This window comes from Gordonia zhaorongruii (genome assembly GCF_007559005.1).
Taxonomy (GTDB): Bacteria; Actinomycetota; Actinomycetes; order Mycobacteriales; family Mycobacteriaceae; genus Gordonia; species Gordonia zhaorongruii.
This window is the reverse complement of record NZ_CP041763.1, coordinates 85475-102849: the sequence shown is the minus strand read 5'-3', so window position 1 is coordinate 102849 and position 17375 is coordinate 85475. Positions and strand designations below refer to the sequence as shown.

General features: G+C 67.2%; 18 protein-coding genes and 1 pseudogene. 8 read left to right on the top strand and 11 right to left on the bottom strand.

Annotation, left to right across the window (positions count from 1 at the left end; all coding sequences use genetic code 11):
* Positions 1-383 precede the first annotated feature (383 nt).
* Positions 384-713 (bottom strand): annotated as a pseudogene (locus tag FO044_RS00500) (rhodanese-like domain-containing protein); the annotation flags it as partial.
* A gap of 529 nt (positions 714-1242) precedes the next feature.
* Here FO044_RS00500 and FO044_RS00495 point away from each other — a divergent pair.
* Complete coding sequence (locus tag FO044_RS00495) at positions 1243-1980, top strand: VOC family protein (protein WP_132992748.1); 738 nt, start codon at positions 1243-1245, stop codon at positions 1978-1980.
* Between the two features lie 3 nt (positions 1981-1983).
* Here FO044_RS00495 and FO044_RS00490 read toward each other — a convergent pair whose 3' ends face one another.
* On the bottom strand, positions 1984-3054 hold the full coding sequence (locus tag FO044_RS00490) for a winged helix DNA-binding domain-containing protein (protein ID WP_132992747.1): 1071 nt from the start codon (positions 3052-3054) through the stop codon (positions 1984-1986).
* A complete protein-coding gene (gene msrA, locus FO044_RS00485; protein WP_132992746.1) occupies positions 3054-3770 on the bottom strand; it encodes a peptide-methionine (S)-S-oxide reductase MsrA in 717 nt (238 codons plus the stop codon). Before msrA ends, FO044_RS00490 begins: the two co-directional genes overlap by 1 nt.
* 213 nt (positions 3771-3983) lie before the next feature.
* Here msrA and FO044_RS00480 point away from each other — a divergent pair, with 213 nt between their 5' ends.
* Positions 3984-4613 carry a superoxide dismutase gene (locus FO044_RS00480; RefSeq protein ID WP_132992745.1) on the top strand — a complete coding sequence of 210 codons (630 nt, stop codon included), beginning with the start codon at positions 3984-3986 and terminating at the stop codon, positions 4611-4613.
* 78 nt (positions 4614-4691) lie between these two features.
* On the opposite strand, the gene FO044_RS00475 is transcribed toward FO044_RS00480, so the two are convergent.
* From FO044_RS00475 to FO044_RS00460, 4 genes are all read right to left on the bottom strand, one after another.
* Positions 4692-5141, bottom strand: coding sequence for a hypothetical protein (locus FO044_RS00475; RefSeq protein ID WP_132992744.1), 450 nt, complete (start codon positions 5139-5141; stop codon positions 4692-4694).
* A gap of 203 nt (positions 5142-5344) precedes the next feature.
* The gene (locus FO044_RS00470) at positions 5345-5893 is read right to left on the bottom strand and encodes a dihydrofolate reductase family protein (protein ID WP_132992743.1); all 549 of its coding nucleotides are present in this window, start codon (positions 5891-5893) and stop codon (positions 5345-5347) included.
* Positions 5894-5946: 53 nt separating this feature from the next.
* Positions 5947-6696: an energy-coupling factor transporter transmembrane component T family protein gene (locus FO044_RS00465; RefSeq protein WP_132993397.1), complete on the bottom strand. Its 750-nt coding sequence runs from the start codon at positions 6694-6696 to the stop codon at positions 5947-5949.
* A complete protein-coding gene (locus FO044_RS00460) occupies positions 6696-8717 on the bottom strand; it encodes an ABC transporter ATP-binding protein (RefSeq protein WP_132992742.1) in 2022 nt (673 codons plus the stop codon). The genes FO044_RS00465 and FO044_RS00460 overlap by 1 nt, the downstream gene beginning before the upstream one ends.
* 159 nt (positions 8718-8876) lie before the next feature.
* Here FO044_RS00460 and FO044_RS00455 point away from each other — a divergent pair, with 159 nt between their 5' ends.
* Positions 8877-9605, top strand: coding sequence for a TMEM165/GDT1 family protein (locus FO044_RS00455; RefSeq protein WP_132992741.1), 729 nt, complete (start codon positions 8877-8879; stop codon positions 9603-9605).
* Positions 9606-9744: 139 nt separating this feature from the next.
* Positions 9745-10506, top strand: a complete 762-nt coding sequence (locus FO044_RS00450) for an SDR family oxidoreductase (RefSeq protein WP_132992740.1) — start codon at positions 9745-9747, stop codon at positions 10504-10506.
* A gap of 13 nt (positions 10507-10519) precedes the next feature.
* On the opposite strand, the gene FO044_RS00445 is transcribed toward FO044_RS00450, so the two are convergent.
* A complete protein-coding gene (locus FO044_RS00445; protein ID WP_132992739.1) occupies positions 10520-12175 on the bottom strand; it encodes a TM0106 family RecB-like putative nuclease in 1656 nt (551 codons plus the stop codon).
* Between the two features lie 129 nt (positions 12176-12304).
* On the opposite strand from FO044_RS00445, the gene FO044_RS00440 reads away from it, so the two are divergent.
* From FO044_RS00440 to FO044_RS00430, 3 genes are all read left to right on the top strand, one after another.
* Entirely contained in the window at positions 12305-13027 is a 723-nt protein-coding gene (locus FO044_RS00440; protein WP_132992738.1) for a DUF6474 family protein, read from the top strand.
* An 80-nt stretch (positions 13028-13107) separates the two neighbouring features.
* Positions 13108-13827: a cutinase family protein gene (locus FO044_RS00435; protein WP_328591127.1), complete on the top strand. Its 720-nt coding sequence runs from the start codon at positions 13108-13110 to the stop codon at positions 13825-13827.
* A gap of 233 nt (positions 13828-14060) precedes the next feature.
* On the top strand, positions 14061-14627 hold the full coding sequence (locus FO044_RS00430; RefSeq protein ID WP_235831383.1) for a hypothetical protein: 567 nt from the start codon (positions 14061-14063) through the stop codon (positions 14625-14627).
* A 3-nt stretch (positions 14628-14630) separates the two neighbouring features.
* Here the strand turns inward: FO044_RS00430 and FO044_RS00425 are convergent, their stop codons facing one another.
* On the bottom strand, positions 14631-16178 hold the full coding sequence (locus tag FO044_RS00425) for a succinic semialdehyde dehydrogenase (RefSeq protein WP_132992735.1): 1548 nt from the start codon (positions 16176-16178) through the stop codon (positions 14631-14633).
* Positions 16179-16258: 80 nt separating this feature from the next.
* Positions 16259-16747, bottom strand: coding sequence for a ribonuclease E activity regulator RraA (gene rraA / locus FO044_RS00420; protein ID WP_132992734.1), 489 nt, complete (start codon positions 16745-16747; stop codon positions 16259-16261).
* Positions 16748-16851: 104 nt separating this feature from the next.
* On the opposite strand from rraA, the gene FO044_RS00415 reads away from it, so the two are divergent.
* Positions 16852-17064: an RNA-binding S4 domain-containing protein gene (locus tag FO044_RS00415; protein WP_132992733.1), complete on the top strand. Its 213-nt coding sequence runs from the start codon at positions 16852-16854 to the stop codon at positions 17062-17064.
* On the opposite strand, the gene FO044_RS14965 is transcribed toward FO044_RS00415, so the two are convergent.
* The gene (locus FO044_RS14965; RefSeq protein WP_165943062.1) at positions 17039-17185 is read right to left on the bottom strand and encodes a hypothetical protein; all 147 of its coding nucleotides are present in this window, start codon (positions 17183-17185) and stop codon (positions 17039-17041) included. The genes FO044_RS00415 and FO044_RS14965 overlap by 26 nt on opposite strands.
* Between the last annotated feature and the right edge of the window lie 190 nt (positions 17186-17375).

The following is a 17375-nucleotide window of genomic DNA, read 5'->3' as shown; positions in this document are numbered from 1 at the left end:
CGGTCGCGGTCCCGGCGACTGGGCCGGTGACGGGGCCGGTTGCTGTGGTGGCGCCGGCTGCTGCTGAACCGGACGCTGGTGAGCAGGATCCGGTTGCGGTGGACCCGGGACTGGCGGCTGACCGGGACCCGGCGCGGCGAGCCTGCGCATGGCCTCGACGGCACCCTGTTCGTCGGTGTGCAGCAGCGGCCCACCGCACCGCGGACACACCGTGCGACCCTCCCGGTGAGGCGCCTGGATCCGGCACGACGGGCAGGCATCCAGATTCAACTCGATGCCCCGGAATCAGTATCCGGACCGGCTGGTCCGGTCGCAGCGGGGCCAAACTCGGCGGGGCCCGACTCTACGGGGCCGGACTCTACGGGGCCGGATTCTGCGGGGCCGGATTCTGCGGGGCCCGTCTCCACGGGCTTGCCCGCGCTCTGCCAGGCGACCATGCCGCCGGACACGACCGTCCCGTCGATGCCGCGCATGAGGAGGTACTCCATGAGCCGGTACGACCGCCCGCTCGTGCGGCAGACCACGAGGAGGTCGGCGTCCAGATCGATCTCATCGATTCGGGCCGGCACCTCGTCGAGCGGAATGTGCACCGCACCCCGAACGTGGGCTTCCGCCCACTCGTAGTCCTCGCGGACGTCGAGAAGGGTCCGGTCGCTGACCTCGGTGAAGTCGTCGGGAAGGTCGGTGACGGCCACCGTTTCGATATCTCCCATGCTCACACCATCCATATTTCCACACGGGACGGCAACGCGTGGCGTCGCCCGCGACCGGATACGGCCTGACACCCGGCGGAAATGCGGCCTGACGCCCGGCGGAAATACGGCGATGCTCGCGTCGCGACCCGACGCGGATTCGTCACTGCCAGTAACACGATCCATGCACAGACAAACGGCGCAACTATGCATACCTGCATATAGCTATCCACAAACAGTCGTCACTGTCCCTCGAACTGTTGACAAGAACACGAGCGGCAGTTCGAATCAGCCTGTGCATAACCCTGTGGAATTGTGGATAGAGCGAGGTAAATACGCCTATTCGTGTGGCGTGAGTCTCGTTTTCGTGTCCGATTCGCTCGAAAACCACCTCCCGGGCACGTTACCGACGCGTAGATTTCACCCGAGTTATCCACACCCACACCTGTGGACAAGTTGGGGATAACACGCCGCACAAACCCTCAACAACAACTTCGGAGTTGCGCGAAGGAGGCGGCGCGGCGACCGTCCGGGCCACTAGAATCGACGTGTGCACGTGCGTTGGTTGACTGCCTATCTCGACTTCCCGGCCGCAGATTTCGGCCCCGAGGTCACCTTCTGGCGAGCGATATCGGGAAGCACCGTCTCCCCACCGCGAGGGCCGCAGAAGGAGTTCGCCTCACTCGACCCGTTCAACGGCGATGCGCACCTTCGCGTCCAGCGGATCGACGACGGTCCCGGCGGCACCCATCTCGACATCCATGTCGACGATCCCGCTCAGGCCTCGCTCGAAGCGGAGGCACTGGGCGCGAGACTCCTCGCCGACTACAGCACCCACCGCGTGCTGAGTTCACCTGCGGGAGGAGCGTTCTGCCTCGTCCCGTGGACCGGGGAGGCTGATCGCGCACGCCCCATCCGGTGGCCGGGCGGCACGATCAGCATCATCGATCAGATCTGCTTCGGTATCCCGGACGAGTCCTTCGACACCGAGGTCGCATTCTGGGCCGCCCTCACCGGGCAGCCCACGCCCGCCACCGGCGATATCGACCGGAAGGCGTTGTCACGTGATCAGAGCTTGTCGCTGCAGGTGGTGCTTCTGCGCACCTCCGAGGCGAACCGCTTCGGGGGCTACCTCGACGTCGCGACGACGAGTCTTCCGGAGGAGGTCGAACGCCACGAGGACTGGGGCGCCGTGGTGACCGAGCGTTTCGCCGACCACGTGGTGATGGCCGACCCGACCGGTCGGCGCTACTTCATCTCGGCACGCAACCCGCGCACCGGGGCCTGACGGTCACCCGCGCATCTCCTGCAGGAGCGCGACCTCGCGTTCCACGTCGTCGCGCTCACGCGGATTCAGGTCGCGGAGCTCGGTCAGTGTGATGCCGTCCTTCGCCGGCTTCCACGTCGCCGCGAGTCTGCCGTCCACCAGAACGAATCCGGGAAACTGACCGTTTCGCGTGGACAGCGCCGAGTACAGATCGGGATCGGCGACGCGGATGCGGTCGGCGTTGGCGACGAGCAGATTGTCGTACGGGGCCACGCAGCGGACTGGAGCGGGCTCGTCGCCGGTCGCGATGGGCAGCCCCTCGAGGTCGTAGAGCTTCTCTCCTTCCGGCCCGGTGAGCAGGCACAGCTCCCAGTCGGATTCCATCGCAGCCATGATCGGTCCCAAACCGGTGAGCCCGGACCATGTCTGCACGGCGGATACCGACGCCGGACCGAACCCGCGCAGATACATCCGGATGAGATCAGCGGCCGCCTCGTCTCCCGTGACGGCGGGCTCACCCGCACCGATCCAGTCATCGAGCAGCCGATAGGCGGGGCCGCCGCTCTGCTGCCAGAGTCCGCGCGGCGGCACCTGCACCAGTTCTGATGTCGCACGTGCGATCGCGGCCATCGCGGCAGGCGGCTCTTGCGGCCATTCCTCGGCAAGGCGCGACCGTAATCGCGGTGCCGTGATCGGGCCGTCGGTGGCGGCGAACATCTCCGCTGCGCACGCAGTCAACTCCTCGACGCTGACACCATGCAGTTCCCGCGCATGACTGCTGCGCACCGCCGCGTCGATCATCGGTTGCACGAGCGCCCGGATCCAGCGCGCGTCGAGCGCGTCCATCGCGAACACGGTGCCGCGCTGCAGCGTCATGCGGACCACTTCGCGATCGATGAGCAGGCCGTCCAGTTCCGCGGGATCGAAGTCGGACACCCGACACGCGAGTCCGTAGAAGGCCGCCTGCGGATCCTGTGACTGCAGCCCCACCACCCGGTCGATCACTTCGATCGCGTCGTCATCCACTCGTTCGAGCAGGTGCTGCCGCCCGAGCAGAGTGCGATTCCACTGCTCGAGGGTGAGACTGCGAGGCATCAGGCCGCAGGAAACTTCAGACCGGTACTCACGTGGCAGCGGTAGCCGTTCGGGTTCTTCGCGAGGTACTGCTGGTGAATCGGCTCCGCGTAGTAGAAGCCCCCGTCACCGGCATCGCTCATCCGCGAGATCTCGGTCGTGATCGGTCCGTACCCGGCTTCGACAAGCGTCGGGGCGAACCGTTGGGCAGCGGCGGCTGCCAGCTCGGCTGCTTCGTCGTCGAATGTGTAGACCGCGGAACGGTACTGGGTCCCGACGTCGTTGCCCTGGCGCATCTCCTGGGTCGGGTCGTGCGCCGTGAAGAACACCTCGATGAGGTGCTGCAGGCTGGTTCGCTGCGGATCGAAGACGACGAGGACCGACTCGGTGTGCCCGGTCTGCCCGGTGCAGACCTCGTCGTAGGTCGCGTTCGGTGTGTAACCGCCTGCATAGCCGACTGCCGTCGTGTGCACGCCGGGCTCCTGCCAGAAGATCTCCTCGACACCCCAGAAGCAACCGGCCGCGAACACGACGGTCTGCAGCTCTGGACCCCAGTCGCCGATGCCGGCGGGCCCGTACCCACCGGATGCATCGGGCGCACCGCGCATCGGTCGATGCAGCACGAGGTTCTCCTCCGCGAGCGGAAGCGGCTCGCCGCGTCCGGGGAGCGCCGCATCACGCGACACCATCACACGCTTCACATCGGCGGCGGCGAGGAGACGATCGAAAATGCTCATGCATCCAGGCTACGTCTCATCGACCGAATAGTGTTCCGCCGACCGCATGCGGGATCCGTCGCGGCCACAGGCGCCGATCCGGCCGTCGACGGTGGCAGAGACGCTGCTGGAACAGATCCGTGAGCAGATCTGTTGCAATAGACATACCCTTGGGGAAGGGTTGTTTATTGCACCCAGTACGGATCTTTTCCGATATTTCTAGAGAGGAACATCGTGGCTGAATACACGCTGCCCGAGCTCGATTACGACTACGGCGCTCTGGAGCCGCACATCTCCGGCAAGATCATGGAGCTGCACCACAGCAAGCACCACGCGACCTACGTCAAGGGCGCGAACACCGCTCTCGAGAAGCTGGCCGAGGCCCGCGACGACGACAGCATCGCAGGCAAGGTCTTCGGACTCTCCGCCAACCTGTCGTTCCACCTCGGTGGTCACACCAACCACTCGATCTTCTGGAAGAACCTCTCCCCCAACGGCGGCGGCGAGCCGACCGGCGATCTCGCAGAGCAGATCGGCACCGACTTCGGCAGCTTCGAGAAGTTCAAGGCGCACTTCACCGCAGCCGCCACCACCCTGCAGGGCAGCGGCTGGGCGCTCCTCGGCTACGACACCATCGGTGGACGCCTGGTCATCCAGCAGCTGACCGACCAGAGCGGCAACACCTCCGCCGCCCTGATCCCGGTCGTCATGCTCGATATGTGGGAGCACGCCTTCTACCTCGACTACCAGAACGTCAAGCCCGACTACGTCAAGGCTTGGTGGAACGTCGTGAACTGGGACGACGCCGGCGAGCGTTTCGCCCGCGCCAAGACCCAGGGTTCGGGTCTGGTCGTCCCGGCCTGATCAGCTCGGATCACGTACAACGCCGACGGCGGTCGCCCGAAAGGGCGGCCGCCGTTCGCATTCCAAACCTGCCGCACCTCAGGTCTGCAGCACGTGCACCTGCAGCAGCAGACCGCCTTCGATCTTCGGGTCGTAGCTGATCCGAAGATAATCGTCTTCGGCGTAGAACACCTGCCTGCTCCGTTCGAGGTTCGGCCGGTGCGTCCGCGTGGTCCACGCTCCGTTCACTCGGACGTCCGACGTCGTCACGCGTTCGTGCGCGCCGGATCTCCGAATCAGCGCAGTCCGGGCTGCGGGTGAGGACGCACGCACCATGATCGTCGCCGATGGATCCCGGGGAACGTCCTGCCACTCGCAGGAGACCACCGCGTCGCGGTCACTGAGCCGCAGGCCGTAACCCGCGGCGTAGTCCAGTGCGGTCGGGCAGGCATCCGCCGCTCGCACGATGCTCTGCACCATCCGCACTCCGACGAACCCCATCCACGCGACGAAGGCCAGCACGCAGAGCCACGCGAGAATCCGCCGCACCGTGCAGCAGCGACTTCCGAGCCCTCTGGCAGATCTCCCGCTGACAGGTCTCTCGCTGACAGGTCTCTCGCTGACAGGTCTCCCGCTGGCAGATCTCAATGGGCGGCCGACGTCTCAGTGGTACCGGTAGCGGTCGGCAACGGTCTCACGGTCGATGCCGACGCGCACAGGTACCACTGAGACGAGAACTGCTCGGTGCCGCATCAACCCCGCGCGCCGATCACCCGGTACCGGCCGATCATGAACGCCTTGTTGCGCGCGGTTTCGAGGAGTTGGAAATCGAAGGCCCGCGGAAAGAGCGGCCGACCGGAGCCGACGGCCGCGGGCGCGAACGAGACGATCAACTCGTCGAGCATCGCCGATTCGGCGAACTGGGCAGCCAGGTCGCCGCCGCCCACCACCCAGACTCCCCTGTCGCGGGCTGCAGCTTCCAGTTGCTCGCGATGCTCTGCGGGCGACCCGGAGACCACGGTGATCGACTCGTCCACGACGTCGGCACCGTCGTCGTGTGTGAAGAGGAATGTCGGATAGGCGGCATAGGGCCACGCTTCGCCGGTGCGCGCCAGGTGGTCGACCACCCACTGATACGTCGTGCGGCCCATGACGATCGCGCCGGTGGACGCCATCAGATCGTCGATGCTGAACGGGCCATCGTCGTCGATCGGCTGCGTCAGCAGCCAGTCCAGCGAATCGTTGTCGTCGGCGAGAAACCCATCGAGCGTCGACGCCGTGTAATAGGTGTAGGTGGTCATCGGCTACTCCTCCAGTCGTGCGTCCGTGTCAGGTTACGGCGGAGACGCGCCCCCTACAGGTAGATGACTCCGGCCGTCGCCGCGCCGGCGCACAGGATGAGGAACACGGTCAGGACGATCACGTCGATACGCCCGGGGCGAGACGGGTACGCCGTGAGACGGCCCGTGCCGCCACGGGCGGTGATGGCCTCGGCCATCTCCGCGCTGCGCCTCATCGCCGACGACATCGCGGCCACGATGATGTCGAGGATTCCCAGTTCAGCGGACGGATGTCCGGAGTCGCCACCGGATTTGGGCCGCAGCTTGTGGGCCGCCCAGAGCAGACGCATCTCCTCGATCAGCATCGGCAGGCCGCGCAACGAGAGGGCTATGGTGACCGCCCACTCGTCGACCGGAAACCTCAGCAGCCGCAGCGGAGCCATCAGCACGGCGACGGCAGGCGCCAGCTCGGCGACCGGCGTCGTCCAGATGACCAGCACCGACATGGCGAGCACGATCAGACCGAGCAGGACCGCACGCAACGCCAGGAGGCCGCCGTCGTTACCTCGCGCGATCCACGACCACACGACGCTGACGCTGATCAGCGCCCAGAACCACCAGGGAGGACGCGGCAGCGCGCCCACCGGGATACCGGCGATCACGGCGAATGCGATCAGGCACACGGCGACGAATCCCAGAGCGGGCCACGACGGCAGGATCCAGGTCATCAGACCGAGCACGAAGACGATCACCAGCTTGGTACCCGCCCACAGACGGTGGACCGGAGAATCACCGGGGATCTGACGCAACATCGGGATCTGCATCATGCACCGCCTTCCAGAACGCCTGCCACGAGTTCCACCCGCCGATTGCACACGCGGTCGAGCGACTCGAGATCGTGAGAGATGATGACGATCGTCGCCCCACCCTCGCGCAGCGACGCCAGCACGGCGAGCACCTCTTCGCGGGCTTGCGGGTCGAGGCCCGCGAGCGGCTCGTCGAGAACGAGGACATCGGGATCGGACGCGATGAGGGACGCGAGAACCACCCGGCGCATCTGGCCTCCCGACAGTGAATCGACGCGCTTCGCCGCGAACTCGCGCGGCAGCGACACCAGGTCGAGGACGCGGCCCACTTCGGCGCTGCCGATGCTCTCACCGCCGACGGCCATGATCTCGTCGCCGACCGTCACCTTCTGCAACTGCAGGCGAGCGTGCTGAAATCCCAGGCCGACTCGGCCGACGGCGTCACCGATCGAGTCCCCGCCCACCATCACGCGGCCGGTCGTCGGGTTGGTCAGGCCGGCGAGAATCCAGGCGAGCGTCGACTTGCCCGACCCGTTGCCGCCGACGATAAGCACCCCGTCACCGCGGTCCACCCGTAGGTTCACGCTGTGCAACGCGGTGACCTCCCACGGCGACCCCTTCAGGTACATGTGCGCGACGCGGTCCACGACGAGCAGCGGATCGCCGCCCGACGGAGCCGTCGGCAGCACCGGCGACGACGCCTCGGGCCGCATCCACTCCGGGTGGTGCGCGACGATGCGTCCCTCCTGGAGGTGGATGACCCGATCGGCGGCGCGTGCCTCGGAGTCCCGGTGGGTGATGAGGACGACCGTGATCCCGTAGCGACGAGGGAGCTCGGCGAGTACCCGGATCAGGTCGGCGCGCCCCTCCGGGTCGACCATCGAGGTCACCTCGTCCGCGATCAGCAGCCGCGGCCCGCGCGCGAGGGCCGCCGCGACCGCCAGACGCTGCTGTTGGCCGCCCGACAAGTCGGAGGTGTCCCGGTCGGCGAGTCCGTCGAGCCCCACCTCGGTGAGCAGCCCTTCGATGTCGACAGCCGCGTCGTCGGGCAGGCCCCAGACAAGATCGTCTGCGACGCGCGAGCCGAGCATCTGCGCTTCGGGACGCTGCAGGACGAGCGCAGTTCCGCCGCGTTGCCCGAGACCGGGATCACCGGGCCGGTCGACGATGCCGACGGTGGGATCCACACCCGCGAGGATCTTCGACAGCGTCGACTTCCCGGAGCCGTTCGCCCCGACGATCGCGACGAACTCACCCGACGTCAACGCGAAGTCGATACCGCTCAGCACATCGCGCGCGGTGCGCGGATAGCGATATCCGACACCGACCGCGCGTAACGGGAGGGGGCCCGGTGAACCGCCGGTGCCCGGCACCGCAGCTTCGAGGGTGTCGTCGAGTTTCACGTCGGCGAGCCGATCGAGCACCTTGCCGAGCATCCAGCCGGCGACCACCAGCGTCGCGAAGGTGCCGAGCGCACCCGGGATCCACATCCACAGCCACCAGTTGTCGACGACGTTCTTTGAGAAGCTCTCGATACCTGTTCCGACGGATTCGAGCCCGACCACACGCACGGTCTTCGCCAAGCCGGTCAGCACGTTGTCGAGGACTTGGAGTGCGAGCTCGCGCAAGGGCGCCAGGATCCACATGAGGAGCACCGTCACCCCTGCGAGCAGCGGGGCCGCGAGGAGCGAGACCAGCGTCAGGATCGCCATGCCGCCGCCGCGCCTGCGGACCTCGCCGACGATGGCGCCGATGATCGCGGTGATCGCGACGCCGATCGCCGTGCCGAGGCCGGCTACCGCGAAGGTGACGGCGATGGTCGTGACGATCGCGGCGATCACGGCACGCGGCCGGGTACGGGCGGCGAGGAGCGCGATCGGTACCGGCGTCAGGAATCCGAGTGCGGCGGCCATCGGCACCACCGCGACGATCACGGCAGGCACAACCGTGAGAGCGGAGAAGATCGCGATGGAGGCGATCTCGATCGGCCGCAGCGGCCCGGACGGCGCGCTTGGACGGTCAACTGCGGGGGATGTCACGGATCCATTGTGCCTGCCAGTCGCCACGTCGATCGTTCGGACGGTGCGCCGCACCCGCGGTTGAGGGATCCCGAATCAGCCGTTACGGCGTCCCGACCAGCGATTTCCGGGACGATACGAGTGTTGAATGCGGGAAGCAGCCCGCTCTAGGCTCGAGTCGTGTCAGCCGCCTTGGCGTTGAGTTTCGCCGTCATCTTCGTCGCCGAACTGGGAGACAAGTCCCAGCTGATGGCGATGACCTTCGCCCTGCGCTACCGCTGGTGGGTGGTCCTCACCGCCATCTTGACCGCGACCACGCTCGTGCACGCGGCCTCGGTGTTCTTCGGCCACTTCCTCGGCATGTCCATCCCGACGGAGTTCATGACGATCGCGGGCGGACTGTCCATGCTGGTCTTCGGCCTGTGGACATTGCGCGGAGACGAGTTGGACGACGACGAGGCGTCTCGGGCGGGCCGCGCCGGCCGCTCGGTCTTCCTCGCCGTCATGTCCGCGTTCATCCTGGCCGAGTTGGGCGACAAGACGATGCTGGCGACCATCGCGCTGGCCACCGACCGGGACTGGCTCGGCGTGTGGATCGGTTCGACGGTGGGCATGGTGGCCGCCGATGCCCTCGCCATCGTGGTCGGACGCGTTCTCGGCCGTCACCTCCCCGAACGTACGATCGCGCTCGCCGCGGCCGCGCTCTTCTTTGTCTTCGCCGCCTGGTTGCTGATTGAGGGACTGATCGGATCGTCGACCGTCGTCTTCGTCTCGACGATCGTCGCCGTCATCGCCATCTCCGTGATCGGCGGCCTGCTCATCGCCCGGACGTGGCGGCGCCGCACGGCCGAGAACGCGGTGCGAGGCGAGTCGTCCGAGACGATCGCGCACGAGTCGCTCAACGGGTGAGGGTTTCGGCCGCATCCCCGCCCCGCACCCCAGAACGGACTGCATGACGGACGCCGCAGCTGTCACACGGAATCATCGTCTCCGTTAAAGTCACGACCGTTCGGCCCTCACGGGCTCGTCTTCTGGAAGGACTCACCTCATGGACGTCACCGGTACCGCCGTCATCGTCACCGGCGCCGCCTCCGGACTCGGTGCGGCAACCGCCAAGCGTTTCGCCGGCGAAGGTGCAACGGTCTTCGGCATCGATCTGCAGCCGTCGATCGACAAGGCCGACAAGGTGGACGGAGTCCATCTCGTCGCTGCCGACGTCACCAGCGAGACCGAGGTTCAGGCGGTCATCGACACGATCGCCGAATCGGGTCTCCCGCTTCGCGTCGCCGTCAACTGCGCGGGCGTCGGCTGGGCGTCGCGCATCCTCGGCAAGGAGGGCCCGCACGATCTGGAACTGTTCCGCAAGGTCATCGAGATCAACCTGGTGGGCACGTTCAACGTGATGCGCTTGGCCGCCAACCGGATTCAGACCGAGTCCGCGGTCAACGACGACAACGCCCGCGGTGCGATCATCAACACCGCATCGGTCGCCGCATTCGAGGGACAGATCGGTCAGATCGCCTACACCGCCTCGAAGGGCGGCGTCCATGCGATGACCATCTCGGCGGCACGCGACCTGGCCCGTGCGGGAATCCGCGTCAACACGATCGCGCCGGGAACCATCAACACGCCGATGCTCGCGGGCGTCACCGATGAGTTCAAGAAGACCCTCGAATCGGGGATCCCGTTCCCGCAGCGTCTCGGCGAGCCGTCCGAGTACGCCGATCTGGCCGCGTTCATCGTGAGCCACGACTACCTGAACGGTGAGACCTTCCGCATGGACGGCGCGCTGCGGATGGCGCCGCGCTGATCCAGCCGGCCTGCTACTCGCCCAGCATCTCCTGGGCGAGTGGCAGTTCCAGCACGGCATCCGACGAGATCCACTCGCGCAGCGCCTTGGTCGCCCGAACGTCGTCTTCGTTGTAGACGCACAGGCGCTCGCGTTGGGATTCGTCGGTCGGTCCACCGTCGAGTCCGACAGCGGCCGAGTACCACTCCATCGACGCCTCGCCGCCGGCTTCGTCGTCACGCCAGTGGAAGCCGGCGACGGGCGCCACTCGTTTGAGTCCCTTTCCGCGCGGGCAGACGAAGTTGCGTCCCACCGCCTCGAAGATGTCCACCCACTCGCCTGACCCGATGAAGGCGTCGACCTCGGCGCGTGCGGGCACCCCCGGCACATCCGGGTGAAAGCGGTCGGCACTGCCACGCAGCCACCGGTTCTCGGCCTGCTGCGAATAGCAGTACGCGGCGAAGGTCTTACCCGCCGAATGCGCCGCCTCGCGCTCGGCGGTCAGCCACGCCCAGAACTCGGCGAACGATCTGCCCTCGTCCTGAGTCGGCAGCGGATCCCAGGTGACGAACGGCCGGTACCGCACCGGACGGTCCGGATCCGTCGTATCGGTGAGCAGGGTCCCCCACATGTAGGCACCGCGCTCGGAGTAGCTCTCCATGTCGATGTCGACCTCGATGTCGGCCCGTTGCACGGTGGGTCGCGACACGCGACGGACCAGCGGAATCCCGTCCACCCAGCAACGCGCGGAGATGATCGCGTCACCGAACTGAGCCGCGCCCGGCCAGTCCTCCGGAGGGGCGCCGCGGTAGTCGGCCAGCGCGTCGACCGTGGCGATTCCCGCCGCGCGCAGCACCAGGGTCTGGCTGCCTCCCACCACCAGACTCACGTCGCGGCGTTCGACGAGCTCCTGCTCGCAGCGGGGCCACCACTGGCAGCTGCGGCATTCGCCGATCCGGCGCGGTTCAGTGGTGATCGTCCCGTCGACGATCGCCTGTCTCCGGGCGAAGATCTGCTCGTACTCCGCGAGCACGTCGGTAAGGCAGGCCGCGACGATGCAGTCGGCGTCCAGTCCGATGATCCCACCCCAGACCTCGTGCGCCCGTTCAGGATCGGCGGCAGGCGCCCATCCAAGGTCGGCCAGCATCGCAGCCACCTGCGCCAGTCGCATCAGGTCGCGCCGCTGCGACCGGACCGAACGCGTCGCATCCAGCTCGGGTCGCCAGTCCCACAGCGGGCTGGTGAGCAACGACGGAGGCGGGGCGTCAGTGGGCCGCTTCGGGTTCGACGGGGTGCTGACCCGATGATTCACGATGATGATCGGCAGGTATCCGCCGCCGACCCGGACCAGAGCCTCCGCGTGTCCGCGCCGCCCGCGAACACGATCCGTCGGTAGTGCGGCCCGGAAGATCCACTCGGCCCCGGATTCCACTGCGGCACGCGTCTCAGCGACCCGGCTCCGATGATCGCCGTCGTCGACGGTGACGATCGTCGACGGATCCTTGTCGCTCTGCAGGCCGTGCAGCAGGGCGATGACCTCGTCGCGGTGCAGCTGCGCGGCCTCGATCCGCCGTCGCGCCTCGGGCGACACGTCCGACGCCGCAGCGTCGCCCTGCACCGTGAAATCGAGCGCGAGCCGGTGCTCGCACCCCGTGAGGTTCCGCGCACCCAGAACCGCAGAACTCCCCACCGGCTTCCCCACTCCTCTAGCTTGAACATGATCGGTCCACGCCGGACCGAGTGATTCACTACCCCACGAGACTATGCAAAGCTGGAGACAGTCATTTGCAGGTGTCGATATTCCGACGGAGAGGCCGACATGGGAGTGCTGTCGTTTGCGAACGCCAAGCTGAACGGTCGCAAGGCGGAGAAGAAGATCCGCAAGGCCGAGCACAAGGCGATCAAGGTGAGCGCCAAGGCCAAGGCGAAGGCCGAGTCCGCACAGGAGCAGAAGGTCCGCAAGAAGGAGCTCCGCGCGGCGGAGAAGCGAGACAAGGCGGCCAACAAGACCTCGCGCAAGAACGCCAAGGCCTCAGCCAAGGCACAGCAGAAGGTCGCCGAGGCCGACGCGAAGGCGGCCGCCGAGCAGACCAAGCAGGCCGCCGAGGCCGCCATGTTCACGCCGGCCAAGATGAAGCGCTACCTGACCGTCGGCCGAATGGTCGCGCCGGTCGCCGTGCCCATCGCGTACCGCGGCGCAGTCGCCGCTCGCGCGCAGTTCACCGAGGTCAAGGCGAAGCGTGCAGGTGTCCCCGCTTCTGTGCTCAACCAGTACGGCGGACCGAGCGCATCGCTGCGCGCCCGGATCGCCACCGCCCGCAACTCCGCTGCCCGAGTCGGCGACGCCGAGCAGACCGGTGAGGGACGCGCATTCGTCGACGCCATGTCGAGTCGCCTGGACAACCTGCAGATCGCTGCGGACGCGGCCGACACGATGCCGCCGTCGCAGCGCAAGTCCGCCCAGCGTGCGATCGACAACGAGCTCTCGGCGATCGACAACGACCTGCTCGCTCGGCTCAACGTCCATCCGGACGGGAACTGAGCACCGCACAGCTTTTCGTGCACAACACGACGCCGATCGCGCCCGCAACGGGCACGATCGGCGTTGTTGCGTCTAAGATGATGAGCGTGCTGAAGCGATTGCTGGTCTCCGTGTCATGTGCTGTAGCCGTCATCGGTGGCCTCACGGCGGTCAGCCCGGCTCCTGCCTCTGCCGCCCCCGGGTGCGCGGACGTGCACGTGCTGTTCGCGCGGGGCACGGTCGAGACGGCGCCGCCCCTCGGACTCACCGGCATCGCCTTCGAGCAGTCGCTCCGCAACACTCTCCGCGGCAAGTCCGTCCGCGTCGAGGCCGTCGACTACCGGGCCGCAGCCAACTTCCGGAACGAACTGGCTTTCGCTCAGCAGTTCGTCCAGGGCGTCAAGGACCAGCAGGCCCGCACCAAGCAGATCGCGGCCGCCTGCCCTGACACCGACATCGTGCTCGGCGGGTACTCGCAGGGCGCCGCGCTGACCGAGTACACGCTCGCCGACGAGTACACGGTCCCGGCCAAGTACTCGGAGTACCGCTCCTACCTCCCCACACCGCTCCCCGACTCGATCTCCGAGCACGTCTCGGCCGTCGTCCTGTTCGGACCGCCGTCGGATCGCTTCCTCCGTCAGGGTGGCGCCCCGAGCGTCGAGATCGGCAAGGCGTACCGCGGGAAGACGACTGACTACTGCGCCCAGGGCGACAACATCTGCAACGGCGCGTCGCTCGCCCAGCCGAACGCACAGCACCTGTTGTACCCGGTGAACGGCATGACGGACAGCGCGGCGCGCTACGTGGCGCGCCACGTCTGAGTCGCGACCCGTCTGAGTCTGGGCCAACGGCTTCTCGGCTCATATCCGGCGCTATGGGCGTCGACTCTCCGGGCACCTGATCCTCCAATGCAGCAGAGCAGCTGCGTCAGCTCGTCATCGCGACGGCTAACGCGATGCCGCTCTGTGTCGATAATCACATCAGCACCGTCTCATCGGTGCACGATGGCAACCGTCGACAGACGTGCGGGAAGACGCACGAAGGAGTGATGACCGTGAAGCTCTCCCGAACTCGCACCGTGCTGGCGGCGGCCCTCGCAGCGGCGATGGTCCCGGCGGTGGCACCGTCGGTCGCTCGAGCCGCACCGATCCGCACCCTGCCCGTGCTCGACTTCCACATCCCGTCGATCGGCGGAATCGAAGCCGGTCCCGGCGGAGTCGCAGGCGGGTCTTTCCAGCAGACCCACGTCACCGCGTGGCCGTCGTTGCGCACCATGCAGCTCCCAGCCCCGCCTGCAGCGGTCACGTTCCGGGTCGAGAACGTGAAGCCGTGGGACCTCCAGTACGGCTACCGCTTCGTATCGGTGGCATGGCGCAATCTGCGGAACGGACGGTCCGGGACGGTCGATCTCCGGCACTGGAAGCGTCCGATGTACAAGCCGGGGACGATCGGTCACGACGAAGCCGCCCAGTTCCCGGAGACCCTGCCCACGTCGAGGAGCGTGGTCACCGGCGGCGGTCCGGTCGTGGCGACGGTCTCGGTGATGCGCACCCAGTGGCAGCGGCCGCCGATGCGGATCAACCTGGTCCCCGGGGCCGCCGCCCTGCTGGTTCCGAAGTAGCGGCTAGCGGCCGGGCAGGTACTTCAGCGAGCGCATCAGGATCGGAACGGCCTTCAGGAAGACGCTCTGCGGAACGCCCTTGATGCCGCCGAGCCCGATCAACCGCTGCGCGGCGATGGTCTGCGACTCGCAGTACTTGAGCAGCCCCTCCTGGCCGTGCCTGCGTCCCACGCCGGAGATGCCCATGCCGCCCATCGGCGCCGCCGTGGACGCCCACGCTGCCGCGTAACCCTCGTTGATGTTCACGGTTCCCGCGCGCAGCTGCTCGGCGATCTTCTGCGCCTGATCGCTGCTTCCGGCGAACACGCTGGCGTTGAGCCCGTACTCGGTGTCGTTCGCGCGCTCGATCGCCTCATCCACCGAGTCGACCGGATAGATCGAGACGAGTGGCCCGAAGGTCTCATCGCTGTGGCACAGCATCGCCTCGGTGACACCGGTCAGGACGGTCGGCTCGAAGAAGAACGGCCCGAGGTCGGCGCGCTTACGGCCACCCGCGATGACCGTCGCGCCCTTGGCGACCGCATCGTCGAGGTGCTCCTGCACGGCCTCCACCTGCTGCGCGGACGCCAGCGAACCCATGTCCGCGTTGTAGTCGTAGGTCGACGAGACCGTCATGTTCGAGACGAACTCGCCGAACTTCCGGGTGAACTCGTCGGCGACGCCGCGCTCGACGTAGATCCGCTCGATCGAGATGCACAGCTGACCCGAGTTGGAGTAGCAGGCACGCGCCGCGCCTGCGACCGCGTCGTCCACATTGACGCCGTCGGTGACGATCATCGGGTTCTTTCCGCCGAGCTCGGCCGAGAAGCCGATGAGTCGACGGCCCGCCTGCTCGGCGAGTGTCGCGCCGGTGGTCGAAGAACCGGTGAACATCAGGTAGTCGGCGCGGGCCGCGATAGCCTGACCGACAACGGAACCCGGTCCGGGGACGACCGCGAAGAGCTCACGCGGCAGCCCTGCCTTGTAGAGGAGTTCGGCGAGCGCGAGGCAGCAGTACGGGGTGTTGCTGTCCGGCTTGACGACGACCGCGTTACCCGCGATCAGTGCGGGCACGGCATCCGAGACGGCCAGCGTGAGCGGGTAGTTCCACGGACTGATGACGCCGACGACGCCCTTCGGCTGGTAGCGGACGCGCACATCCGTCGCGCCCGGGAGAATGCCCGCGACGCTGTGGTCGGCGAGCATCCCCGGCCCCTGCTGCGCGTAGTACCGCGCGCTGAGGGCGACGTCGATGACCTCCTCCTGCGCGTAGATCCGAGCCTTGCCGGTCTCCGCCTGAGCGATGTCCATCAACTCGTCGGATGCATCGTGCACCAGTTCGGAGAACTTACCGAGGATCCTGGCCCGGTCGGCCGCAGAGCGCTTGGCCCACTCGACCTGCGCCGTGCGTGCGCGGCCGACCGCGATGTCCAGGTCGGCGGCGGTGCCGACGGGGATCTGCGCCATCTCAGCGCCGCTGAACGCCTCCAGAACCGGCTTGGTGGGTCGTTCGGCGTCGAAGGCGATGAGTTCGGCGAGTCGCTCGAAGTACGCGGGGGACGGTTTCGGCATTGCTGCTCCTGGGTGACTCGGGGTTCGGATCGGGGGTGCTGGTCGGGAGAACGCTTCAGGCCGTGATCACATGAAGCCGATCACGACCGGGCTTCGACGAGGACGATGCCGTCGTCGTCGGAGTAGAGGAGGTCGCCTGGCTGGAAGGTCACACCGCCGAGCTCGACGGGAACATCGCGTTCGCCCGCGCCCGTCTTGCTCGACTTTCGCGGATTGGTACCAAGGGCCTTCACCCCGATCGACATGCCGCCGATCGGGGCGGCATCCCGGATGGCGCCGTTGGCGATGATGCCCACCCAGCCGTTGGATCGGCCCAGTTCGGCGATGATGTCGCCGACGAGTGCCGTGTGAACCGAGGCGTCGCCGTCGATGACGAGCACACCGCCCTCGTTCGGCTCGGACAGGATCGACTTGAGCAGCGCGTTGTCCTGGAAGCAGCGCACCGTCGTGACCACTCCGACGAACTCGCGGTTGCCGCCGTACTGAGTGAACTGGGTGTCGCAACTCCGCGCATCGGCACCGATCTCATCGACGAGGTCTGCGGTGGGAGTGAAGTTCAGCGAGGTCATGCACGCAGTCTATTCCGTCGGCTAATCGCACGTAACGGGCACTGCGCCCGGGCTGACGCCGGCGAGGATCGGTCGGACGCGCCGACACGGTGCACAATGTCCCCGTGGACGAAATCGAGATCCAGGACGGTTCCATCCGGTTGGGACAGTTCCTGAAGCTGGCGAGTCTCATCGATACGGGTGCGGACGCGAAGATGGTGATCAGCGACGGTCTGGTGTCGGTGAACGGCGAGGTCGAGACGCGGCGCGGCGCTCAACTGACCGCGGGCGACGTCGTGGAGATCGGCGGGATCAGCGTCCGAGTCGGAGCGCCATGACCTCGGCGCTGGTTGCGAGGCGTTCGCGCTGCGCAGACAGCGCCTGCGGCGGACGTCGCCGACCCGCGAACAACCGGACGAACGTCGACAACGACCTGCGTCGTCGTTGATCGGCCTGCATTTTGTCCCCTCCCCGAGACCCGACTGCTGTGTTACCCAGTCTGTCGCTCAGAGAGGCGGGATTGTTAGCGCCAGGCCGGATAGAGGGCGAGTTCACATCTAGTGTGCAATGTGAGGCACTCGACTCACTGCCGAACCCCATCGCTGCCGAACGCAGGCCCGACCCCCAAGCCGACCCCACCGACCCGAAC